General features: G+C 52.5%; 15 protein-coding genes. 10 read left to right on the top strand and 5 right to left on the bottom strand.

The genetic code is table 11. The features are described from left to right. The first annotated feature begins 23 nt into the window (after positions 1-23). Positions 24-1,415 (top strand): PhoX family protein, encoded by a 1,392-nt coding sequence (locus G6R38_RS23355; RefSeq protein WP_166831203.1) that lies wholly within the window; start codon positions 24-26, stop codon positions 1,413-1,415. 66 nt (positions 1,416-1,481) lie between these two features. Next, positions 1,482-3,035 carry an HTTM domain-containing protein gene (locus tag G6R38_RS23350; RefSeq protein ID WP_166831202.1) on the top strand — a complete coding sequence of 518 codons (1,554 nt, stop codon included), beginning with the start codon at positions 1,482-1,484 and terminating at the stop codon, positions 3,033-3,035. A gap of 61 nt (positions 3,036-3,096) precedes the next feature. Here G6R38_RS23350 and G6R38_RS23345 read toward each other — a convergent pair whose 3' ends face one another. After that, complete coding sequence (locus G6R38_RS23345) at positions 3,097-6,168, bottom strand: HzsA-related protein (RefSeq protein WP_166831201.1); 3,072 nt, start codon at positions 6,166-6,168, stop codon at positions 3,097-3,099. A 319-nt stretch (positions 6,169-6,487) separates the two neighbouring features. On the opposite strand from G6R38_RS23345, the gene G6R38_RS23340 reads away from it, so the two are divergent. Next, a complete protein-coding gene (locus G6R38_RS23340; protein WP_206028699.1) occupies positions 6,488-6,874 on the top strand; it encodes a SpoIIAA family protein in 387 nt (128 codons plus the stop codon). Positions 6,875-6,951: 77 nt separating this feature from the next. On the opposite strand, the gene G6R38_RS23335 is transcribed toward G6R38_RS23340, so the two are convergent. After that, on the bottom strand, positions 6,952-7,944 hold the full coding sequence (locus G6R38_RS23335) for a metallophosphoesterase family protein (RefSeq protein WP_261345413.1): 993 nt from the start codon (positions 7,942-7,944) through the stop codon (positions 6,952-6,954). Between the two features lie 134 nt (positions 7,945-8,078). Beyond that, entirely contained in the window at positions 8,079-9,821 is a 1,743-nt protein-coding gene (locus G6R38_RS23330) for an FAD-dependent oxidoreductase (RefSeq protein WP_166831199.1), read from the bottom strand. A 343-nt stretch (positions 9,822-10,164) separates the two neighbouring features. On the opposite strand from G6R38_RS23330, the gene G6R38_RS23325 reads away from it, so the two are divergent. Both G6R38_RS23325 and G6R38_RS23320 read left to right on the top strand, forming a co-directional pair. After that, a complete protein-coding gene (locus G6R38_RS23325; protein ID WP_166831198.1) occupies positions 10,165-11,499 on the top strand; it encodes an alpha/beta hydrolase family protein in 1,335 nt (444 codons plus the stop codon). A 295-nt stretch (positions 11,500-11,794) separates the two neighbouring features. Further along, positions 11,795-12,964, top strand: coding sequence for a RidA family protein (locus tag G6R38_RS23320; RefSeq protein WP_166831197.1), 1,170 nt, complete (start codon positions 11,795-11,797; stop codon positions 12,962-12,964). A 252-nt stretch (positions 12,965-13,216) separates the two neighbouring features. On the opposite strand, the gene G6R38_RS23315 is transcribed toward G6R38_RS23320, so the two are convergent. Continuing rightward, complete coding sequence (locus G6R38_RS23315; RefSeq protein WP_166831196.1) at positions 13,217-14,107, bottom strand: AraC family transcriptional regulator; 891 nt, start codon at positions 14,105-14,107, stop codon at positions 13,217-13,219. Positions 14,108-14,302: 195 nt separating this feature from the next. On the opposite strand from G6R38_RS23315, the gene G6R38_RS23310 reads away from it, so the two are divergent. From G6R38_RS23310 to G6R38_RS23290, 5 genes are all read left to right on the top strand, one after another. Continuing rightward, positions 14,303-15,253, top strand: a complete 951-nt coding sequence (locus tag G6R38_RS23310; protein WP_166831195.1) for an aldo/keto reductase — start codon at positions 14,303-14,305, stop codon at positions 15,251-15,253. A gap of 118 nt (positions 15,254-15,371) precedes the next feature. Next, positions 15,372-16,397, top strand: coding sequence for a zinc-binding alcohol dehydrogenase family protein (locus G6R38_RS23305; protein WP_166831194.1), 1,026 nt, complete (start codon positions 15,372-15,374; stop codon positions 16,395-16,397). 131 nt (positions 16,398-16,528) lie between these two features. Further along, the gene (locus tag G6R38_RS23300) at positions 16,529-17,803 is read left to right on the top strand and encodes a tagaturonate epimerase family protein (RefSeq protein ID WP_166831193.1); all 1,275 of its coding nucleotides are present in this window, start codon (positions 16,529-16,531) and stop codon (positions 17,801-17,803) included. Between the two features lie 333 nt (positions 17,804-18,136). After that, complete coding sequence (locus G6R38_RS23295; RefSeq protein WP_166831192.1) at positions 18,137-18,559, top strand: RrF2 family transcriptional regulator; 423 nt, start codon at positions 18,137-18,139, stop codon at positions 18,557-18,559. Positions 18,560-19,128: 569 nt separating this feature from the next. Beyond that, positions 19,129-20,718: an alkaline phosphatase D family protein gene (locus G6R38_RS23290; RefSeq protein WP_166831191.1), complete on the top strand. Its 1,590-nt coding sequence runs from the start codon at positions 19,129-19,131 to the stop codon at positions 20,716-20,718. A gap of 268 nt (positions 20,719-20,986) precedes the next feature. Here the strand turns inward: G6R38_RS23290 and G6R38_RS23285 are convergent, their stop codons facing one another. Beyond that, entirely contained in the window at positions 20,987-23,074 is a 2,088-nt protein-coding gene (locus tag G6R38_RS23285; protein ID WP_166831407.1) for a sulfatase family protein, read from the bottom strand. Positions 23,075-23,863: the final 789 nt, after the last annotated feature.

The following is a 23,863-nucleotide window of genomic DNA, read 5'->3' as shown; positions in this document are numbered from 1 at the left end:
GTAATCACAACAAGGACTTTCTCATGGATCACCAAGAGCCGTTTTCTCGACGAGATTTTCTGCGTGTCAGTAGTGCTGCGATTGGATCGGCATCCGTTGTCGGGGCGTTTGATGCGTTAACAGCTCGCGCGGCCAAGAATGATGCCCGGACAATCGGCTATGGTCCGCTTCGGCCAGTCAAGGACGAGTCAACTGGATTGAAACTCATTCAGTTGCCAGAGGGTTTCCGCTATCGCACGTTTGGTTGGACTCACGATCAAATTGACGACGGCACGCGGACGCCTTCGGCTCACGACGGAATGGCTGTGATCTCGATGGATGACGAGGGCGTGGTGACGCTCTGTCGCAACCACGAACGAAGTTCGGATAATGGTGCCTTCGGGGAAGAGACGATTGTCTATGATCATCGAGCTGGTGGGGGTTGCATGAATTTGCAGTTCGATACCCGCGTCGGTGAATGGCGATCTGCTCAGCCGAGTTTGGGCGGCACGGTCCGGAACTGTGCAGGAGGGCCAACACCGTGGGGAACGTGGCTATCCTGCGAAGAAACTGTGCTTGGGCCGGGTAGTATTGATGACGGCAAGAAACTGGCTTATCAAGAAACCCATGGCTGGATATTTGAGGTTCCCGCAAGCGGAAACGCCGTGGCAGAACCGCTACACGATATGGGGCGGTTTGTGCACGAGGCGGTTGCTGTCGATCCGGATTCGGGAATTGTCTATGAAACCGAAGACCGAGGAACGGCCGGCTTCTATCGGTTCATCCCCAAGACACCGGGGAAGTTGTCGGCCGGTGGTACACTCGAAATGCTCAAAGTGCCGAAGCAGGCAGACTTGGGCGGCGGCGTGAATCGCGGAGCAACGTTCGATTGCGAATGGGTCAAAATTGATGATCCCCGACGCGCTCACACGCCAGGCACTGAGGACGCTTTAGGGGTCTTCAATCAAGGACGTCAAAAGGGGGGCACGCGGTTCGCACGACTCGAAGGCTGTTGGTATGGGAACGGCTTGATCTATTTTGTTTCGACGAGTGGCGGACGTACCGGGAGCGGTCAGATTTGGTCTTATAACCCTCAGGAAGATCAATTGGCATTGGTGTTTGAATCACCGGCAACAGAAGTGCTTGATAGTCCGGACAACATTGCAGTTAGTCCTCGTGGTGGGATGGTACTTTGCGAAGATGGTGATTTGGTTCCTCAACGCTTACATGGTCTAACTCCAGATGGGCAGTTGTTCTCATTCGCAGCCAACAATGCGGTTTTGAATGGCGAGCGAAACGGAATCAAGGGTGACTATCGCGGAAGTGAATGGGCCGGTGCCACGTTCAGCCCCGATGGAAAATGGCTCTTTGTCAACATGCAAAGTCCAGGGATTACCTTTGCGATTACAGGGCCTTGGGCGGATCGTGGACTTTGATCGGGCGATCAGTCTGTCAACAAACAGTTGCAGTGACTTCGGATTCTCATGCTTGAAGTCGATATTATGAGTGATACAGAATCCATTGCGAATGCTTCTGACCGTGATAGCTTGCGGACTCGTTTCGCGAGTTCGTTTACGGAACGGCTTTATCAACCGGTGCCGAACGATTGGTTGATTGTCTATCGCATTTCGTTTGGCGTCATTATGACGTGGTTTGCCGTCAAGTATATTGTTCTTCAGATCGTTGACTACCAATATATCTTGCCGGCATTTCACTTCACGTACTATGGGTTTGACTGGATTAAACCCTGGCCGGTCAAGATTGATTTCGATGGGTTCATCCTCCATGGAATGCATATCCATTTCTATGTGTTGGCTTTGCTGTCGATATTGATCACAATTGGGCTGCGTTATCGACTTGCAGCGTTTCTGTATGCTCTCGCATTTACCTATGTGTTCCTTATCGATAAGACTTACTATCAGAATCACTATTACCTAGTGACGATTTTAAGCCTGTTGCTTCCGCTGCTTCCGGCGAACCAGGCGTTTTCTTGCGATGCGTTATTGCATCGCGAGATTCGCTCACCGCAGACGGCCGTTTGGACGCTTTGGCTCATGCGGTTTGTGATTGCCCTGCCCTATGTCTTCGGCGGAATATCAAAACTCAACGGCGATTGGCTTCGTGGTCAGCCCATGCGTTATGCATTGGCGAACAAGGCCGATACGCCTTTTGTGGGCGGACCATGGTTCACCGAAGAATGGTTTGTGCAATGCTTCGTTTGGGGCGGACTCATCTTCGACTTGGCGATCGTCCCGGCCCTATTGTGGAAGCCGACGCGAAAAATCGCGTTCATCACAGCGATTGGATTTCATTTGACGAATGCACTGGTCTGGCCGATCGGCATCTTCCCTTGGTTGATGATGTTGGCGACGACGGTCTTCTTTGAACCGGATTGGCCACGCCGATTGTGGGCGATGTTTCGTCTCCAACGATATCGCCCGATGACTCTATTACCGACGAATGTTCCACCGCGTTGGCAACAGCGTATGCTCATTAGCTTCCTAGGGGCTTTTGTGCTGTTTCATGTGCTAATGCCATTTCGGCACTATGTGCTTCCTGGAAACCCAAGTTGGAACGAGTACGCACATCACTTTTCCTGGCATATGCTCGTCCGAGGCAAAATCTCGGCATTGCGAATCTACGTCACTGATCCTCAGACCGGAATCACTCAATGTGCGAACCCGGCACACCATGGCATGAATGGAAAGCAGTATGCAGTGGCCACACGGGATCCGCGGATGATTCATCAGATGTGTCAGCACATCCACAATGATTTGTTGGCACGTGGTTATGGTGACTTGGAAGTACGTGTGCTAGCACTAGTTTCTTTGAACGGCCGCAGACCTCAGATGATGGTTGATCCTTCGGTCAATCTTGCAGCTGAGCCTAGGACTTGGAGGTTTTCGGAATGGATCCTGCCATTAACGGAGCCATACCGGCATCGAGCTTGGGACGTGCCCGTTGATCAATGGGAACAGCATCTCACGCTAGAATTGCCGGTGCAACTTCAGATTGGTCGCCATTCGTCGACCCCACGAGCAAATCCGGTCTATTAATCGGTAGGCCACCCACGGCTTCACAACGAAAATCTAGGCAACATCCCGAACCAAACATCTGTTATTCAGTGTTCTTCGAGAGCGTTCGGACGATCTGAGTTTTATTGCCTTGCTGATCTTCGATTGCGATTTGAAGTGTGCCTGTGGGGACTGAAATCGGCTTCGAAAGCTGATACTCCCACACACCAGGAGTTTTCTCACGAAAACGATCTGCAAGATTCGTTCCCGCGGCCCTGTCGTCAATCGGGAAGTCGGCCACGACGTTCAGACTCGCGGGATCAAGACCGGAGCCGTAGTCGAATGCACCGATTAGGATCCGATCGAGAGGTTTTGATTGATCGAGCTTGGGTTCAGCGAGAGTGAGGGTGGGACGTTTGTCGTCACACATCCAGCCGAATCCGATTCGCTCGGGATTTTCTGGGTCGTAGTCCAAGTCGATCGGGCAACCCAAGTCGATCCAGCGGATCAGTGTGAGGCGATCGTCTTCGGAAAGCGGTTTGACCTTTCCCGACTTCACCGCATCGGGCGGTGGCATGATGGAACCACGATAGTCCAAGTCGCTTTTGTCACGATTGGTTTGCGTGTTCGGCACAGGTTGTCCGGCTTGCTCCAACGTATCGGGATCGCCCGGCATACGAGCTGTGGGGAGGTCGTTATTGGTCCAGCCATCTAATCGCTCGCCGAAGATTTTCCATACTAGAAGGCTTCGCCGGGATTGGAACTTACGGACGTACCGGGAAGCATTCGTTTGTCGCCAGGTGCCGTTGTGGATGACGGGCTTATGGCCGAACTTGGCTTGCTGATCCATCGCGAGCCGGTAGTAAGTGCCTGGAAATTGCCCTTTGTGCGGTATGTTAACGCGTTCCGCATCCGCAGCGAGATCAAGGTTGCCCGCCGGTGATTTGCCATCTTGGGAAGTGTGACAGGCGGCACAACTGCGTTGTAGGATCGGTTGCACATCACGGAAGTACTCCACGTTCACAACTCCCCTTGGCACATTCGCCAAACCGGTGGAATTGTCTGCATCCCATTGCCGGCCGGATTCATCGTTCTGTTGACTAGTGAGCAGCGGTGTGGACTCCGTGAGATCGAAGACTTGATAGTCTGCCTTTGCGGCTGCGGTTAGAGAGAACTCGGTCGGTTCCTGACTATGAGCATGGCAGCCACCACAATCGTGCCGAACTTCACCGGGACGAACTTGATGCCAAGTCTGAGCCATGTTGAGCACCATTCCCTGTTCGTCGAGCGTTTGAAATGTGAACGCGGTGTCGGCGGGAATCTTTGTCAGAAAACTAGTGTCGGGGTGGCCGTCGGGATCGACTGGTTGTTTGCCGTTTTCATCGAATTTGCGGACCGGAATCTCTCCTAAAATTCGTAGCCGTTCCATGGCATGGCTGCGAAACCGGCGTCCGCTATTGGGTCCACGATGACGATCGGTCGTCGGCTCCATTGCCAGAATCCGAATTGCGTGAATGTCCTCGTTATCATAAACGCCCGCATCACTGCCTTGATTAAACCAATTCAGCGAGGCTCCATTTTGGGACGTGTTAAACGGATCGAGTGCTGTGTAACCGTTGGCGTCGCGTCCGCCTGCGAACGTGGCTGTCACACTTCCTTCCGGAACGGTTCCTCCAGGATAGCTTTCGCGTTTGTAGAGACTCGAACTGCCGACCAGACCGAACGGCGTACCCTCTGGCAAGTGCGGCGAAAGCAAACCATCATTCGCTAGCGGTTCTATCGTCGCCGGTTCTTTGATTCCATAGATCCGTTGATACGGAACCACGGCCCGCGGGAATTGTTCGTTGTACCGCGGATCATTTTTGATGAGTCGCATCTCGGCAGGTTCATCAATCGGTATGCCGTCTTTGATCAGATAGATTCCCCCATCGATGGCCGGTTTCTTCAATCCATTCTGATGATTCGCCGGACCAGGCGTGTAGACCGTGAGCAGATGATTGTTCGGTGCGGCTGAGGGATGAGTGAACTTTCCGACGGCGGGAGATTTGCGATCTTCCAACTGCGAATAGTCCGCAGGACCTTCACCGTTATTGGCAAAGCGAGTGAACGATTCGATACCGAAAGGACTAAACGGCAAGCGATACAGTTTCGGTTTGGAATTGTAGAACCGACCGAACCGAAGCGGTGAGTTTCGCTCATCCCGCAAGTCGCCTGGACCGAACGCGGAGTAACCCGCCTCGACACTCGGTGGCAGTTTAACATACGCACCAAACCCACTGTTGTTCTGATTATAGTATTCCTCAGCAATGATCGAACCATCCGAAAGTTGCGTCTGGAAGTGAAACGCATTGGGAGCGCTGCCGGTATCGAACGCACTAATCACCGGAGCCCATCCTGTGCCATCGGGATTGATTGTCCACAGTCCCCACAAAAGACCGCTGCGGAGTCCCTGCGATTCCATCGAACTAAAGATGATTCGCCCATCGTTCAGCACTACCGGGTGCAACGCCATACCGACGTTCAAATGACCGATGCACTCGACGTTTTGGCCGTCTGTGTCCATCGTGAAAAGTTGCAGCGTGGGGCCATTGTGCTTGGGTGGCCGAAAACCGTCGCGGTTGCTCGTAAACACAATTCGCCCGCCCGGAAGTGGATAAGGCCCCATGTTGAATACGCCATAGTCGAAGTAGGTTTTGCCGTCTTCTTTGCTGACGAAATCGCTCGACCAATCCGCCGCCCCGGTGTTGGGCGTAAACTTTTGATGCGTCAGACGGACAATCTTTCGAGTTTTCAGATGGATCTTGTAGATGTCCGCACCGCCACGTGGGAACTTGCCCGCCCAGTTGACGGTCATGTCATGAATGTGCGAATAGAACACCCACTCCCCATCCAGAGAAACCACAGGATCGGTTACCGAGCCGTCGCCGCCTCTGACCAAGACTTCTTCCTGACCGTTCGGCATCAACAGCATCAAATCGCCACCGGCGTCTAGTTCCACCGGGTGGGCAATTTCAGGCCACTTCGAGACGACATCATCACCCTCGCGTGGCACACGGACATAGACGATTGGGTAATCGTACTGCACCGTAGGGTCCGTGGAGATGTGCGGAACATCCAAGTTAATGGGGTCAGGGTACCGTTGCTCCGCCTCGTCATCGGCCCGAACTGGGCTCACGAAGCAACTTTGCGATAGGCAACATAGACCAAAGACAAGAACACGATATGATGGAAGCATAGTGAGCACAATCCGGAAACGCAGTGAACTCGTCAGTGAAAACCCGAGACATGGGTTAGAGTCCATTGAATGCAACGACTCTTCAAAGAACTTTGATGCGTCTCAAGTATACCCAAGACAAATTGCGACATGCAAACGCCAATTCTTTGAAGCCGTCATCGTGCTTCCGCTTGACGTTCGCGAATGATGACAGCATGAGTCAAAATACTGCTGACAGTATCTTGTCGAGTCAACGTCTTGCAGTTTTGTAGTGAAAGGCATGACCATGCTGAATGTGGAAATCGATCATGAGAAACTCATCGCAGTGTTAACGCCTTCGGGGCCATTGTCCAAAGAGGATTTCGCCGCAGCCGCGAAACAGATTGACCCATTGGTTGAACAGGCGGGCCAATTGATGGGCTTGGTGATCCACACGGAAAATTTTCCTGGTTGGGATTCATTCTCCGCAATGACGAATCATTTTCGGTTTGTCCGCGATCATCATCAGGAAGTCAAACGCGTCGCCATTGTGACGAATTCCCCATTAGGAGACATTGCCGACACAATGGTAAACCACTTCGTTGCTGCAGAAATCAAACACTTCCCCTACGCTAATTTGGCGGAGGCAAAACAGTGGATCACTGAGTCATCCGAAGCCGAAGACTAGAGCAACCAAGTTTTGATCTCCGCGAGACCAGATCGAGTCGGATTGCCGGAACAGTGGCAATGGTATGTCTGCGGGAATCAACTGAGTGCGTCGGCATCGGGCTGGAGTGGCGGAAGCTCTTGAGCCACGGAGTAGTCTCGTTCGTTGACAGTCGGGTGACCAAGCGGACCGAACGTTCCGAACTCGTCACATTGATCATTGCCCGGCACAAATGTGACTTCGATCCCCTCAGCAGTTACATCGCATCGTTGAAATCCAAACCGTGTGTCCGCGTCGGGCCAACGCTCCACGAGCTGCCCAGTGTTCCCAGCCGGTTGCGTCCGATAGATACGAATGCCGTCCACGATTTGCACAGGGCGACCCGTATGCACATGCCCGCAAAACAGAATTTCGACCTTGGCCGCCTTGAGGAGTTCCCACAATCGTTGGCGGTGTGGAGGGTTGATCGAAAAATACCAATTGTCGTACTCATCACCGTTCGTCAAATCCCAATCGGGTTCGTCGAGGCTCTCCATGAACGGCCAATAGTGCATAACGGCCACATGATGCTTTGCGGGAGGTAACTCCGGGAGGCGTTCCAGAAGACTCCACAATCGCTCTTCATGCGGGAATCCCGTGCCGGCGACCGCCGCATAAAACCCGGTAAAACGCACATCCCGATGCATAAAAGTCCAATGGATCGGGCCGAAATAACTCGAAAAGAGATCGAGTCTTCGCTCGGTCATGTTCCAGTCTGGATCATTCCACTCTAAACCCTTCCAGCGGAGTTTTGTCCCGTTCACGGTCGTGTGTTTGTTGCCGACATCCATGTTGCCGGGAATTACGAAAACCGGGAACGGGAGGGTCTCCAAATCTTCAGCGGCTTGGCGATATTCAAACTCATGGGTATCGCCATCGCGAGTCAAGTCGCCACCATGTAAGAGTAAGTCCGCATTCGTTTGCGACATTTGATGTTTGATCGCTGCCCATCGTTTGTTGACAGCCGGTCGGAACCGATACGAACGTGGAGACCCCATATGACTATCATTCACATGAAGAAAACTCCAATTGCCAGAAGTCTCTTGAGGCATGGTATGTATTGACCAATCATTTAGAAAAAGTCACAAAAACTAGAGCGTCCAAAAAACGGTTTCACCAATCGCTCAATACAAACACGTTGGTGTTAGTGTCACTTGCTGTGTCTCTTTAATCGAGAAAACATCGATTAGGCTAGTTTTGTCCAATCGAGTTCCACGCCAGACTTGACAAGTTGATCTTGAAAATCCTTGAGATGCTTGTCTTGATTGCGAACCATATGGGCCGTGAGATTGTTCGCACGGCAATAGGCAACAAGTGCGCCTGCTGCTTCGCCAATCCCCCATTCTGTAGGATGCAAACGATAGGCTCCATTCGTGAAGTGTGTGGTACCGATATTCTTACAGGCCGCGATCAAGTTTCTCATTCGTTGAGGAATGAGTGTTCCCAAAGGAATTTGATACGGTAGAGAACTTGTGTGATGATAATTGTCACCACCTGTTGAGGGGTGGAGATCCATCGAATAGTGTCCGACTCCGACAGAATCCGGAAAAGACGGAGCCACCCAGTGCTCGCCGAGTTTGCGACGTTCCTCTCCTTGAATGTCGAGGTGCTGCTCAAGAACCGTGAATTCCGCCTTGATTCGACGCGACTCCCGAATATACGGATACTTGGCGAGACCGTCTTTTGTGCCCACGACGTCTGGTCGCAATCGCAGACCTTTCCAACCCGTTTGTCCATCAGGACGCGGTGCTTCGGTTTGTAGCCAATAGAGCAACGACAAACTCAACTGTCGCGCACCTTCCAGATGTTTGTTTCGTTCCTCAGGGCTCACATCAATGATGTTGCCCAACATATAGTCGTTCTGAGGCCAATTGACGACGGAGATGTCACTTGCGTAAGTGCCCTTTTCGAAGTTGTCTTCGTTAATGATGCGTCGGTAGAGCCAAAGATTCAGCCCCTGAACTTTCGGAGTCTTTCTGCCGGCCGCCCGAGGTGCAAAACCGAGGACTTTAGGTTCGTTCGTCCAAGGGTTGGAATAGTGCAATGCTAGTAGTCGACCGGGCCATGGTGGTGTGAGAGCCGGTACGTGTTTCTGCCAGAAGTCATACATCGCTGGCTTGTCGATTGTATGGTCTTCATCCGGCAGATAGTCGATTGCATAGCACCATGTGATCGACTGCATATTGTCGGGTCTCGCCTCATCACCGGCACTCGGTTCCCCGGTTTCTTTCTGTGACTCCGAACCAGTGACATACTCCGTTCCAGTCAGGGGAAGCACATCCCCTTCTTCCGAGGCATCGATAAAATAGTCGGCCTCGATGTGGATTGGCTGGGCATGGTCGCGGCTTTTGAATTGAATTGCTCGGACTTGGTCGCCATCGACATCGGCTCCGATCGGCTGCGTGTTGAGTCGAATCTTTAGTAGTCCTTGCTTCACAGCCGGTGCCAACAACTCATCCAACACGGCCAACGCAACGCGGGGTTCATGACAGAGTCGCGATACCACTCCATCGCCCGGATCAAGGTTGGGTCTCGACTTTGCAGCGGGCTTGAGCGGACGTTTCGTTCGATAGTAGTTTCGGATCCGATCACGCAACCGTCGATAACTCGCGGGGGCTCCGAACGACTCAATCCACCGGTGTTCATCGGGCGGCACTAGTTGTTGTGTCAATTGGCCGCCAATCCAATCCGTGGGTTCGGTCATGATGACTCGCAATCCCTGGCGTGTCGCGGCGAGAGCTGCCGCACAACCGCCGAGCCCACCGCCCACAATCAACACATCCGCACGTTCACTTTCGCCACCGGCGGCCCACAATCGACTTGAATTCGATGCGGAGAAAATCGAGGGGTACCAACACGCAGCCGCTGCCAATCCGGATTGCGTGAGGAACTGTCTGCGAGTCGCGGTTGATTTGTGTGGTCTATTCATTGGGGAATCGAATCTTCGTCAATGGGCGAACGATTGAGAACCGGTGGTCAATACACGAGATTTTGGACCATCAATGTCGATGGACCTTATCAAAACATATCGACCAAAGTGAATGAAAGCGATGCATACGCAGGGAGTGATCTGAACAGGTGAATGTTCCTTCACGAGTTGGACATGCTATCCGAGTCGTGTTGGTGGGAATGTTTGTTGGGTCATAGTGCGTCTGTTCGAGACTGTTACTTCACCATGAGACGGCGTTACGAGTCCGACGTGCTTGCGATTCGCTGCAAATTCATCGTACGATCAGTCAGAAAATCCATCCTGTACTCTCGGCTTCCCACTAATGACTAAAACATTTGTTTTGACTGTAATCGTCCTCGCACTGAGTTATGCGGCCCCCGTAGTGGCTCAAAGTCCGCCGTATGATGTCGTTCCCGAAGTCAAGCCGCCGTACTATCGAGTGCGGTATGAAGCATCCACGGTGGAAGGCAAGCTGGACATTGCAGTCAAGTACACCGTTTGGATTCCTGAAAACGTCAAAACGTTGCGTGGCGTGATTGTCCATCAACACGGATGCGGCGAAGGTTCCTGTAAATCTGGTCAGACTGGTGCTTACGATTTGCATTGGCAAGCGTTGGCAGCGAAACACAACTGTGCCCTGCTCTCTCCGTCCTATGAGCAGCCTCAAGATGCCGATTGTCAACGCTGGTGTGATCCACGGAAAGGCTCGGATGCGGCGTTTCAACAATCACTCGTTGATCTTGGCAAGATGAGTGGTCATCCCGAACTGAGCACCGTGCCATGGGCGTTGTGGGGACACAGTGGCGGTGCGACTTGGGCGGGAATTATGACGATCCTGCATCCCAATCGTGTGGCAGCGGCTTGGTTACGGTCCGGTGCCCCACTCGTCGAGCCGCGTCCCGATCGTCCGTCCGCCAAAATTGTCGAAATCCCTGAGGAATCTCTCGAGGTTCCCATCATGATGAATCTTGGAACCAAGGAAGGTGTGACCGTCAAAGAGGGACGGTTCACTGGGGTCTGGCCGATCGTGTTACAGTTCTTTCGCCCTTTGCGAGAGAATGGATGTTTGATTGGGATTTCAGTCGATCCGTTAACGAGTCACGAATGTGGCAACCAACGGTACTTGGCGATTCCGTGGTTCGATGAATGTTTGCAACGGCGGTTGCCCAATGCTTCCGGGGAACCACTTCGGCCGATGCCAAAACAGACGGCATGGTTGGCCGAGGTGGAACAGAACGATGCTGTTCCAATGGAGAAGTTCACGGGAGACAAACTCAAAGCTATCTGGTTGCCTAGTGAGCGAATCGCGAAGGCTTGGATGCAGTATGTCAAGAACACGCAGGTCGCCGATACCACTCCACCACCCGCACCGACGAACATCCGGGTGGAAAGTGGTGTGCTGAAATGGGATGCCAAAGCCGACCTCGAAAGTGGAATCCATCGGTTTATCATTCTGCGTCAAGGACAACAAATTGCGACACTGCCCAGCGATCCCAAAAACCGATTCGGTCGCCCACTCTTCCAAGGGCTTCAATACAGTGACACCCCACTCCAACCACTAGCGAAGATGCAATATTCTGTTGATCTTTCCAAGTCCCTCGATGCGAAAGACTATCAGGTCGTCACAGAGAACACCGCCGGATTGAAGTCCAACTAGACAAGATCCGGTCGAGTCTGTTGAACGTCAATTCTAGTGTTGACTCTTATCCTGTGGTTCGCGGGTTGTTGCGGGTTTGCACGTTCGTAAAGAAGAGTTTAGTGAATCACACTTTGCCATGAATTTGCAACACATCAGCGGTTGGCGATATCTTCTGTCGCAATGAGTTGGTAACATAGGGGCGCTTCGTAAGACGGTTTCAAGGCGATTGCGGCGTGCAGCATCGCGTGAGATTCAGAAACCGAAGTGATTGTTTGGGCATTGGACACACATCGTTGGCGATAAGGCGAATTGAATGCGTTGTTTTTCCTATGGGACCATGATGGTCTTGCTCCTTGGTTGTGGAGTTGCGGAGCTTGCAGCCGATGAAACCCAGTTGACTCGGTACGGCAACGCTGCGGATCGGGCGGCCAGTGATGCGGTCAAGGTTCGCGGAGCCACACTGCTTCATACCGACCAGATTGTGCCAAATGCCGACGCCAAGACTTCGTTCGAGCAGCAAACCAATTCCGTCCTGCAAAAGTTACGACAACTCCTTGATGCGTGTGAGCTGTCGACATCCGATTTGGTCAAATTGAATATCTACCTCAGCGACGAACAGAACCGCGAGGTGTGTAGCAAGCAACTCCTTGCTTGGTACGACGGGGACGCGCGACCGGCTGTCTCATTTGTTCAAACGCGACTCCCGAACAAGCACGATCAGATCGGGCTCGACGCGGTGATTGCGGGTGAAAGTCCAAAGAACGGGTCGACGCAGGAGACCGTTCATGTGCGAAGTTTGCGTCCCGGAGATGCGGTTTATGTTTCCGGTCAAGCCGAACCGGGGGACCTTCAGAACGCGACTCGCGCGACGTTGAAATCCTTAATCAGAACGATTGGCTATTTCAAGTTGAAGCGAGACCACGTCGTCTCGTTGAAGTGCTTTCTGAATCCAATGACCGAAGCAGCCACAGTTGAACGCGAGGTGAAACAACTATTCCAAGGCGTCGACATGCCGGTGGTCTCCTATGTTGAGTGGACAGCAAGCGGGACGCGACCGATCGAGATCGAAATGATCGCAACCGCTCCCAGCACGACAGCCGAATCCAGCGTGACGTACTTCACACCACCGGAAATGAAGGCATCGCCAGTCTACAGTCGGGTCGCCCGCATTCATGGTGACAATCGGATCTACTTGTCGGGGTTTGTCTCGCCGAACCCTGGAAGTGGCCAACAGCAAACGGAGGCGATTTTCGAGCAGATCATCAAGACCTTGAAGATGTCCGGGTCGGATCTCACTCATTTAGCGAAAGCGACGTATTACGTCTCCGACGACGAAGCCAGCCAAAAACTCAATCAACTGCGGCCTCAATACTATGACCCGAAGCGACCACCAGCTGCTTCCAAAGCTATGGTCACAGGAGTTGGGCACGCTGGGCGTCAACTTTCGATTGATCTCATCGCGGCCCCCACAACGGCACCATAACATTCACAATGAAATTGTCATTCCGTTGACGACGCTGTGACAATACCACTCGCGACCTGCACACTCCTCGCGGTCAAGTTGTCTCGTGCAAGCGTGAAAGTTGTCAAGTTTCATTGAAATGCAAACCGGGTAACGTCAACCAACGTGTGCCCATACGGATTGAATCCACCAAACCCGAAGCGAGACTTGCGACACAATAATTGTCCCGAGCCGATCGACTCTCAAAACTAGCGGCCCCTGTTGTCTTGATAGTCACTGGCCCGTGCTGACTAATCGAGTGGGAGGAATCCCATAGACACGTTTGAAGCTTCGAGAGAACTGAAACGGATCTGCAAAGCCTAGTTTCATCGCGACATCTTTAACTAACAAACCTTCGTTCATCAAAAGCCCGGCTGCGTAGTTCATCTTGCGTTGGAGCAGAAACTGATAGGCACCGCAATCGGCGAATCGGCTAAACAAGCGGGAAAGGTAGACCGACGTAATCTCACATTGGTCGGCGACATCCTGAGCGGTGTCGAGAACGAGATAGTTCTCCTCGATGTAGCGGCGGACGCGTTCGTAGGTTGTATAGGCTCTGGGCATTGAACTGCCTTTCGGAAGTCTTAGTTGCTGGATCTTCAGAAACAACAACTGAGTCAACGATTCAGAGATGGACGAAGCGATGGGACCCGTCTCACTCGCTTCCCGAATTAGCATCTCGAAGATATCCGTCAGTTCGTGCAACCCGCCAACCGCGATGGCGGAGTAACGTTTAGCGCCTGTTCGCAGCCCGGCGGATTGAAGCAGTTTGGCGGCTCGCGTTCCCACGAAATCAAGATAGTATTTCCGCATGGGATTGTCGGCTCGGTTGCGAATCGTGTGGGGAACGCGGGGCCCGTAAGCAAATAAAGAGCCCGCCGACAACGCATACTTCTCGCCGCTAATGGCAAGAACGCCCTCGCCTTCAGCGACAAGCTCAACGGCGAAATAGGGGAAATCTTTGCGGTCGATGACGTACTCGGCACGCATCCGTTCCACCCCGCCGCACACAACTTCCAGCGCGGCCTGCCGGCTCGGGTCCAGATTCAAAAAGAATCGCCGGGCTTCAGTCACCTGCCGAGAAACAAACGGCGGGAGCGATTCGGAGGGTGTATTCTGGCTCATGGGTTTCGGTTAAAAATTGACATGCAAATGATAAGTCTGGCTATTTGGTTTGTCGCTGTTCTCAGACATAATTCTCACGATACTACCAGAATAACACAACTTCGCGGTTCTCGGGTCCGATGAACTGCGTCCCTCTGCATTCTGTGATTTTGCGAGTGCGCAAGAATAGAAATCTTCCACGGGAGTCGATTGAACATGGAAAAGAGACCACTTGGAAAAACGGGATTGGAATTCACAACGCTTTCCTTCGGGGCGTCCTCGTTGGGAGCGGAGTTTCGCAATATTGATCTGAACGAAGCCTGCCAAAGCGTGCATACGGCCATTGACCGCGGGATGAATTTCATCGACACGTCACCGTTCTACGGTCGTGGGATGAGTGAAATGCTGCTGGGACGCGTGCTGCCGGAAATTCCTCGGGACAGTTACTATCTTGGAACCAAATTAGGACGTTACGCGGGACAACATTTCGACTTCAGTGCCCGACGAGTCGAAGAGAGCGTCGACATCTCGTTGGAGCGGATGAAGGTCGATCACCTGGATATTGTGTTGTGTCACGACTTGGAGTTCGTCGAGATGTCGCAGATCGTCGAAGAGACGCTTCCCGCTCTTCGAAAGCAGGTGGAGAAAGGCAAGGTGCGGTTCATTGGGGTGAGTGGCTATCCCATGAAGATGTTTAAGTACATCCTGAATAACGCCAAGATTGATGTGCTGCTGACCTACAATCACTATACGTTGCAGAACGATATGGCTTTGGAACTTGTACCGATTTGTCACGAACAGGGAGTCGGTCTGATGAATGCTGCTCCATTCTCGGCACGATTGCTAACGAACGCTCCGTTGCCGACGTGGCATAAAGCGACACCTAAAGTCCGCGAGATCGTCAAGCAAGCCGCGGATCACTGTGCAAGTCGTGATGTGGATATTGCGAAACTGGCGTTGCAATTTTCCCTAGCAAATCCTGACTTCACAACTTGCGTTACGGGGTCGGCAAACCCTAAGCGAATTTCTCAATGGGTCGATTGGACTGAAGAACCGCTCGATGAAACTTTGCTCGCGGAAGTGCTAGAGATTCTTAAACCGATCCACAACTGGTTCTATATTGAAGGTCGTCCGGAAAACAATGATGAGCCCACAGTCGATGCTTAGATCCCGTGATCGTATCTTCGTCGATCCCGTTCTCATCTGATGTTCACGTGAAGTCTTCACGTTTTGGTCACAGAGTCTCAAACCACAATTTCAATAACTGCTCAACAGTGGATAACCAATGAAAGCCATCCAGCTTCAAGAACCGAAACGCTTTGAACACATTGAAATCGCCGAACCGGGTGCTCCCGGACCGGGCCAAGCTCTAGTGCGGACCCATCGTATGGGCATCTGCGGAACGGACTACAGTGGCTATCTTGGCAAGATGCCGTTCTTCAGTTATCCAAGGATTCCCGGACACGAACTCGGCGTGGAAGTGTTAGAAGTCGGGGATGGCGTCACGGATATCAAAGTCGGAGACCGATGCAGTGTCGAACCTTACATGAATTGCGGCAAGTGTTTTGCTTGCCGGAAAGGCAACGGGAACTGCTGCGAGTCGTTGAATGTGATTGGCGTAATGGTCGATGGTGGACTTTGCGAGCAATTCTTAATTCGTGCAGACAAATTGCATCCGTCTGCAAAGATTTCGTACGAGCAACTTGCATTGGTTGAGACGTTGGCCATCGGTTGCCACGCCTGCGACCGAGGTGCCCCGCAGGAGGGTGACCATGTGCTAATCATCGGCGCGGGACCAATTGGATTAGCGACCCTGGAGTTCACCCGATTGACCGGTGCCACGATTACTGTGATGGATATGGTTGAGTCTCGTTTGGAGTTCTGCCGCGAAAACTATGGCGTGCCGCACACGATTCAGTTCAAAGGTGATGGCAGTGAAGTTGAACAGATCCAAGAAATTACCGGTGGAGATAAATACGCGGTCGTGACGGATGCAACGGGCCACAACGGGTCGATGTCGAACGCTTTGAACTATGTCGCCCATACCGGTTCGCTCGTTTACGTTGGTATTACCACGGCGGAAGTCTCCTTTCCACATCCGGCTCTTCATAAGCCGGAGATGACGATCAAAGGTTCACGAAATGCTCTTCCTCGCGACTTCGGTCGCATCATCGGTCTAATCGAAGATGGCACAATCAACACGAAACCTTGGATCACCCACCGGACGTCGTTCAGTGATGTCATTTCTGATTTTGAATCGTTCACTCGCCCCGAATCTGGCGTGATCAAAGCAGTGATCGAAGTTGTCTAACGCCGTTGAAAGTAAACGACCAAGCAGAACCATTGGATCGCGTATCAAACATATCGATGATGTTTAGCATCTATGGACAGGTATTCTCCTTCGAAAACAATTGAATCTTAGGTATAGAAAGATCAATAACAATGAGTGAACAACCGCAATGTGTGACACTAGGATTGGCTCCGAGTTTTGGATTCGGTGATCGGATCGGACTCGCAACGCCTGGTCATGTCGTGGCGATGCAACGGTCGGCGAATGGGATCGAGCCGATCTTTCCGCAGCAATCCATTCGCGAAATGACACGCACTCAACGGACACCGCAACAGGTAATGGACGATGCCCTCAACGGTGCAAAATCCGCGGGTTGGGAGGGGCGCATTGGGGCGGATGCGGATCACTTGAAGACCCCAGAGGATGTTGATGTCACCGCAGCGGTCGGATTCACCTTCTTTACGATTGACCCGTCGGACGATGTCGACCAGAAGGCCGATGACTATGATGAGGCCACACTCCGTGAGAAGTTCGAGTCTGCCCGCGAGTCGGCTCCTTGGTACGAGAGTTATTTAGGCAAGTCGATCGACCTGCCCTCCGGTTCGAAAGTGGAGTTAGACGAGCAAGCCTGCATGCGAGCGGCAGTCAAATATGGCTCTGCAATTCAGCGGGCGCTCCATTTAGGAGACCATATCAAATCGGTTCACGAAGCGAAAAATGGCGACTATGAAATCGAGCTCTCTGTCGATGAGACTGATCAGCCGACAACACTAGCCGAGCACTACATCATTGCCGATCAGTGTCTTCAAGGTGGAATGAAACTCGTTAGTTTGGCTCCACGGTTTATTGGCGAACTGGAAAAGGGTGTGGATTACAAAGGCGATGTTGCTGCCCTGGAAGCATCGTTGAACGATCATGCCGCAATTGCCGAAATGCTTGGCCCCTACAAGCTGAGTCTGCATTCGGGCTCAGACAAACTTTCGATGTATGCCGCTCTCGCACGGGCGACGAAGGGTCGGTTCCATGTGAAGACCGCCGGCACTAGTTACCTCGAAGCCCTTCGGGTTGTGGCTCGACACGATGAGGCCCTGTTCCGCCGCATCGTACAATTCGGCCGCGATCGCTACGACATCGACAAAGCGACCTATCATGTGTCCGCAACGAACGACGCCGTTCCTACTGCTGATGGCCTAGACGCCAAAAAGCTGGAACAAGTTTATCTTGAGTGCTGGGCTGATGTGCCACAAGGTGTCGGCTTCACCGAACCTGGTCGACAGATTCTCCACTGCACGTTTGGATCGACGTTGACAGACCCTGAACTGGGACCCGCCGTCCGGTCGGTCTTGGAATCGCATCCGGACACTTACACCGAAGTGCTAGCCGATCACTTTAGCCGACATCTCGAAGCGCTTGCCGCTGGGATGTAAACCTAAAATTTCGTTCCTTCGTCGGCATCGTGCCAAACAATAGCACCTCAGAACTGTGGTCTTTTATTTCCGCGATGGATACGAATACGCCTTTGGTTCCCGGTTGGCATGAGACAGACCCTGCTTTGATGTCTTGGCAAACCGGGATTCTGTATTTAACTCGCGTTTGAATAGGTTCAGAGAGTGCGAGTCTCATAGTCGGCTTGCACATTGCGGCAGTCTCACGGATGCCTTGACAAATTGGATGAGAATGTCGATATTTAGGTGAAAGATGCACGAGAAATAGATGTTTTGGTTTCCGGCATCAATCACCACCACTCTGTCCATGTCACCATGCAACTCACCACACAAACAGATTACGCCTTGCGAACACTGATGTACCTCGCGTCGCGGACGGGGCGTGCTAAAGTTGCCGACGTGGCGGAGTTGTTCGGTATCTCGACGCATCACGTCGCGAAAGTCGTCAATCAACTTTCGCGTTATGGTTACATCCGAAGTGTTCGTGGGTTGGGTGGCGGTATTGAGTTAGCGAAGCGACCGACGGAAATTCGGCTGGGTGAAGTCGTGGAGCGGTTTGAGGGAAATCTCCACTTGCTCGACTGCATCGACACTGAGAACGTCTGTGCCATTCAGTCGTTTTGCAAGCTCAAAGGTGTGCTTGCGGAAGCTGAGCGGGTGCAACTGGAATACCTCAACAACGTCATGCTAGCGGACGTCGCCCCCAAACCCCGCGAACTGAACACCGTCGATGAGTAACCTATCTGAAATTGAGGTTGCCTCGTGCTTGCGAGACTCTTAAGAGTTGTTGCAACCGTTTGCGAATCGAGTTCAAATGATTGGTAACAGTCGCATGCGAAGCTGACGCTGAATAGAGCGTGCGAACGAAGTTAAGCAATCGGTCGATCTCGACAAGACCATGCAGGCTGCTAGCATGAGTCGTTACTCGTGGAACTCGGGGTGTCTTCACCAGATTCAATGGGCCTAGAGAATTGGTGTTCAAATTCCTAGCCAGTTGGCTAAATTCTGAAAGTGCGTTGACCGGCGGGATATGATCGTCCGCGACTAGCAACTCTTTCTGTTTCCTACGTCCCTGACGAACTCAAGTGTTCGTGTCACACGAGAATTGTCGCATCGTTAAGGCGACTCCAATTCTTCTTTTCCAAGTTTATGGAGGGGCCTTCGCGGGAACTTCATCGGAAATACATCTTTGCCTTGCTTGAGGTCGACGACTTTGTTCGCAAGAATTCACGTGTGGAAGTCTTCGGCTAACTATGTATTTCGACGCGTGAGGTGAACTCCCGTGTCTGTGACAGGAAGTTTTAACAATGCTTGATCTCTCTCGATTGGCAGATGCGGTGCGTTATGAAGGTGGCGTGAGCCGCCGACTCTTTCTTGCGTACGGTGCCGCACTGTCGTCGATTCCTTACACGACGCAGTCGACACTCGCTGGCACGAAACCGAAGTTCAGCGATGATCCGTTTACTCTCGGTGTTGCTTCGGGAGATCCAGACAGCAGGGGCTTTGTCTTGTGGACGCGACTGGCTCCTAAACCACTTGAACCCTACGGCGGCATGCCTGCGACTCCGGTTGAGGTTGAATGGGTTGTTGCCGAGGACGAAACCCTGAAAACTGTGGTTGCCAAAGGGGCATCGACAGCAATGCCACAATTGGGGCATTCCGTGCATGTGGAACTAAATAACCTCAAACCGGATCGCTGGTACTGGTACCAGTTCCGTTCCGGAGACGCAGCTAGCCCGGTCGGTCGAACTCGCACCTTGCCCGGCCCGAACGTGATGCCCGCACAACTTAAGTTTGCCTTCGCATCATGTCAAAACTACGAGCAGGGTTACTTTACCGCGTACGAGCAGATGGCTAAAGACGATGTTGATCTCGTCTTCCATCTCGGTGACTATATCTACGAGTATGAATCGGGGCGAAACGGCAAAATCCGTACGCACCTTGGCAAAGAGATCGAGTCGCTAGGAGACTATCGGGTTCGTCACTGTCAATATCGGACTGATCCACTGCTGAGTCACATGCACGCGCAATGCCCATGGTTTGTCACCTGGGATGATCACGAGTTTGATAACAACTGCGCGGGTGCGATTTCCGAAGAGCTTGATGTCGATCCTGTGGAATATCTGGTTCGGCGGGCCAATGCCTACCAGGCCTATTATGAAATGATGCCGCTCCGTCGACGGTCGCTTCCACAAGGACCGGATATGAAACTGTACCGCAAAGCCTCATTCGGACGGCTGGCGGAACTAATGGTGCTAGATACTCGGCAGTATCGGAGTGATCAGCCCAACAACGATCGACATTCTCCCCTCAACGAAGCGGCTTTGGGTAAAAGCAATACGCTTCTGGGAAGCAAACAACGCGGTTGGTTGCAACGGTCGCTGATCACCTCGCGTGGTCAGTGGAACGTGCTTGCTCAGCAAGTCATGATGGGATTGGTCGGGTTCGATCGAAATGGGGTTTCGCCGGCTTACTCGATGGATCAATGGCCCGGATACGCGGCGGAGCGGCGGCAGCTATTGAAGTTCTTGGCCGACCGGAGAGTTCCGAACCCCGTCGTGTTGACCGGAGATATCCACTCGAACTGGGTCAACGAACTTCGGCTGGATGATCGGTTGGCCGATGAACCGGTCGTCGCCACCGAATTCGTGGGAACCTCGATTTCCAGCGGAGGCAATGGTCAAAACAAGCCGAAAGATCACGACCAAATGTTGGCGAACAATCCGAGCCTCAAGTTCTATAACCGAGAGCGAGGATATGTGCGGTGTACGGTGACACCGGAAAGTTGGATCAGCGACTACATGGTTGTCGATGATGTCGAAACCCAAGGCGGCGAGGTCACGAAACGAGCGTCATTTACTGTCGAAGCTGGCGATCCAACTGTAAAGCCAGGATAGTCGACATCGTACCTCGCTAGGGCTTTGATTGGGACGGCGTGTCGACTCTTCACTAGTTTTGTGTGTGGTCACGCTTTGGTGGACTGAGATACAAGCTCGATTCGATCTCGTTGATCACGCTAGTGTAATTGCTAGCGTGATCAAAGAGTCACATTATTCGGCCAGGCATGGGCTATGAGTGCGTAGGATGGTCATTCGATGTTGCACTCAATAACCAACGGCGGCGGTCTCGTCTATTTTGTTACGGTTCTGCTCATTCTTTTCGTAGTTATTCGTCTTCCAGCACTTTGGCGTCGAACTGGAAGTCATCAACCGTGATATGCCCCCACCCGCCTGTTGAGCGATCGACAACCTTGATGAACATCTTCTTGCCAACGTATGCAGTCAGATCCCAAGAGCGTTCCTGCATGACTTGATTTCGAATGCCGCGTGCGTGCAGAACTTCTTTCCCGTCAGCGGTGCAGAGAGCCACATAGACGTTTGGGCCGTCGCCTCCACCCACACGAAACGTCATCGTTCCCGCCTTAGGAACAAACATTGGCGAGACAACAACACCGGTTTGAGCATCCTTGCCTTTCTCTGCCATTGGCGAGGATTCGAGTGTTGTAAGATAGTATTTGCCTTGTTTGTTGTATTCCCCTTTGTTGTGAAAGAATTGCTCTCGGCTTCCAATGATGTGGCCGAATTGGCCTTCAACGATCTTCCAGGGTTTGAGTCGACCCGATTCGAAGTCAAACGATGTGCTTCGCTGACTTGGTGTCGCAGGTGTCTTCTTTGCGGGCTTGTTTTTGCCACGCGGAGTCGGCTTCTTGGGAGACGGGTTTGGTTTGTATCTGGCCAACAAAGAATCTAATTCCTTGATGACTTCCGGAAATTCGTCGTGGAGGTTCTTCGTCTCACTGACATCCGCGTTGAGGTCGTAGAGCTGCGCGGGCGGTGCGTCTTTCTTGATCTTTCCATCTTCAATATCACTGTTGACTGAACCGACGAAACTCGCTGCCGCGGGTCCGGCGAACGTGTGGCCCCCGGGAGTGCTTCCACCGAATCCGCCACTTCCTTTCCGCGGGATGTACATCCACCTTCCTTTGCGAACCGATAGATGCGTATTCTTATGCGGCGCTAATATTAAATGATCGCGAATCTGCTGTTCCGGGTCGGCGACGAACGCAGGAAGCATATTGACGCTATCAGTCTCTTGAACTTCGTTCAGCTTCTGTCCCGTGAGCGCTGCGAATGTTGCTAGCATGTCGACATTGCCGATCAATTGGTCCGAAGTCGTGCCCGCTTTCACCTTGCCCGGCCACCGGACGATCATAGGCACGCGGTGCCCGCCTTCCCACGCGCCGAACTTAAAACCAAGAAGGTCGCCGTTCTGACGATGTCCTGCTTTGAAGGCGGCCTGCCCACCGATATTGAACATTCCACCGTTGTCACTCGTGAAGATCACAAGCGTATTGTCAGTGAGTCCATTATCTTCGAGGCATGTAAGAATCTCACCCACAATCCAGTCGAGTTCATGGATGAAGTCGCCATATAACCCGCACTGACTAGTCCCCTGAAACCGTTTGGCTGGAGTAAAGGGATGATGAATGTTAGTCGTCGCCAAATAGAGAAAAAATGGTTTGTCTTTCCGGTCGTTAATCCATTCGACAGACTTCTTCGCGAACGTTGTTCCAACTCGATAGTCGTTGAACAATTGATGGGCTTTCTTCGCCCCACCAAATGCATTGCGAACACGGTTTGCGGCTTCTGGAGGAATGGGCGTGATCGGTGTCGCGTTCTTGGCATTTCGACCGAGATAGATTAGCGGGTCGTCAGGATCGCTACCGACGATGCGATCGTTTTCCACATAAACATAGGGAGGCGCGCTGTTCACAACCGGCATCCCAAAGTAGTAATCAAAGCCAAGATCCTGTGGTCCAGGTCGAAGCGGCTCCTGCCATGTGTTTCTTCCATTGCCGAAGCCAAGATGCCATTTCCCGATGACTGCCGTGTCGTAGCCACCACTCTTGAAGACATCCGCAATGGTCGTTTGATCGGTGTCGACGATCAGCGGCGAAGTCACTGGGGCTGGTCCCCATACGCCTCGGCCATCGTTCGCCCGCACGGGGAACTGGCCCGTGAGCAGTGCATAACGCGACGGTGTACAGACCGCCGATACCGAATGAGCATCCGTAAACCGACGCCCTTCGGCTGCAAGCCGATCGATGTTGGGCGTCTGAACTTTCGTAGCCCCATAACATCCCAAGTCGCCATAACCCAGATCGTCTGCCAGGACTAATACGACGTTCGGCGGCGGTTCCTCCGCGGCCGCTCTGGTTTTCTCCGAGCAAACTGACAGGACCAGTGTCACCATGGTTAGTACGAGTGCCGTTGTTCTATGTCGTAGTCCCGTCGCGAATTCTTTCCAGGGGCATTGTGTCCAGGATGGCATGGGCCGACCTCCGATCGAGCAGCGTTCCGAATGACGTGAGATGTGGAGAATCGAGTATCCGGTGATCGCCGTCCGAGTTCAACTTCGATCGCATGGTCGGGAGGGAAAAGGCGAATGGGACTGAAAGCGAAGAAGCGGCGATAATCTTACGGATCTGCTTGACCAACGGGCTATCAACTTAGTCTCGTGACCACGTTCGTCATTCGACGACTAGACGCAACGCTTTGGGATTCTGAGTGATGATTCTTTCGCGGCAACGACCGGAGTAAGTTCTGCCGCCTGTCAATTGGAACGGTCCGATTGCAAACCTGCAGGGCAACCATGTGAGGAATCTTCACAGATGATTTTATCATCACCTGCTTGACCGGTAGCCCCAGTATACCTACTCTCCTTATTTGCATATTATGTGTAAATGCGATTTGTATCATCTAGGATGTTTGTTGCATTAGTTCTTGGTGTGCGACATTCAGTGTCGCCAACCCCAATGGAGAGGCTGATCTCGCCGAGAAAACATCGTGGCAAGAGGACGTTAAGACAGTGACTCCATGCACGTTGCAGGCATCACGCACATGGGAGTCTGACCGCACGCCTGAGTCTATGGCGGTTTGGCGGAAGGTCCTTACGCCTCCAAACGATGTCCTGCAAACCACTGTTGACCGAATGTATGCCAAGGCCAGCCGGTGGACGGCTTGGCTGTTGTGAAGTCTTATT

The sequence above is a fragment of the Thalassoroseus pseudoceratinae genome (assembly GCF_011634775.1).
Classification (GTDB): domain Bacteria; phylum Planctomycetota; class Planctomycetia; order Planctomycetales; family Planctomycetaceae; genus Thalassoroseus; species Thalassoroseus pseudoceratinae.
Note: the sequence above shows the minus strand (reverse complement) of the source record. Positions and strands in the feature narration are given on the sequence as shown.

Bases quoted from the DNA above. Each gene is read 5' to 3' on its own strand.
- G6R38_RS23315 (WP_166831196.1), bottom strand. From the start codon at position 14,107: ATGAGCCAGAATACACCCTCCGAATCGCTCCCGCCGTTTGTTTCTCGG.
- G6R38_RS23325 (WP_166831198.1), top strand. From the start codon at position 10,165: ATGACTAAAACATTTGTTTTGACTGTAATCGTCCTCGCACTGAGTTAT.
- G6R38_RS23305 (WP_166831194.1), top strand. From the start codon at position 15,372: ATGAAAGCCATCCAGCTTCAAGAACCGAAACGCTTTGAACACATTGAA.
- G6R38_RS23300 (WP_166831193.1), top strand. From the start codon at position 16,529: ATGAGTGAACAACCGCAATGTGTGACACTAGGATTGGCTCCGAGTTTT.
- G6R38_RS23340 (WP_206028699.1), top strand. From the start codon at position 6,488: ATGACCATGCTGAATGTGGAAATCGATCATGAGAAACTCATCGCAGTG.
- G6R38_RS23320 (WP_166831197.1), top strand. From the start codon at position 11,795: ATGCGTTGTTTTTCCTATGGGACCATGATGGTCTTGCTCCTTGGTTGT.
- G6R38_RS23350 (WP_166831202.1), top strand. From the start codon at position 1,482: ATGAGTGATACAGAATCCATTGCGAATGCTTCTGACCGTGATAGCTTG.
- G6R38_RS23290 (WP_166831191.1), top strand. From the start codon at position 19,129: ATGCTTGATCTCTCTCGATTGGCAGATGCGGTGCGTTATGAAGGTGGC.
- G6R38_RS23330 (WP_166831199.1), bottom strand. From the start codon at position 9,821: ATGAATAGACCACACAAATCAACCGCGACTCGCAGACAGTTCCTCACG.
- G6R38_RS23295 (WP_166831192.1), top strand. From the start codon at position 18,137: ATGCAACTCACCACACAAACAGATTACGCCTTGCGAACACTGATGTAC.
- G6R38_RS23355 (WP_166831203.1), top strand. From the start codon at position 24: ATGGATCACCAAGAGCCGTTTTCTCGACGAGATTTTCTGCGTGTCAGT.
- G6R38_RS23285 (WP_166831407.1), bottom strand. From the start codon at position 23,074: ATGGTGACACTGGTCCTGTCAGTTTGCTCGGAGAAAACCAGAGCGGCC.
- G6R38_RS23335 (WP_261345413.1), bottom strand. From the start codon at position 7,944: ATGCCTCAAGAGACTTCTGGCAATTGGAGTTTTCTTCATGTGAATGAT.
- G6R38_RS23310 (WP_166831195.1), top strand. From the start codon at position 14,303: ATGGAAAAGAGACCACTTGGAAAAACGGGATTGGAATTCACAACGCTT.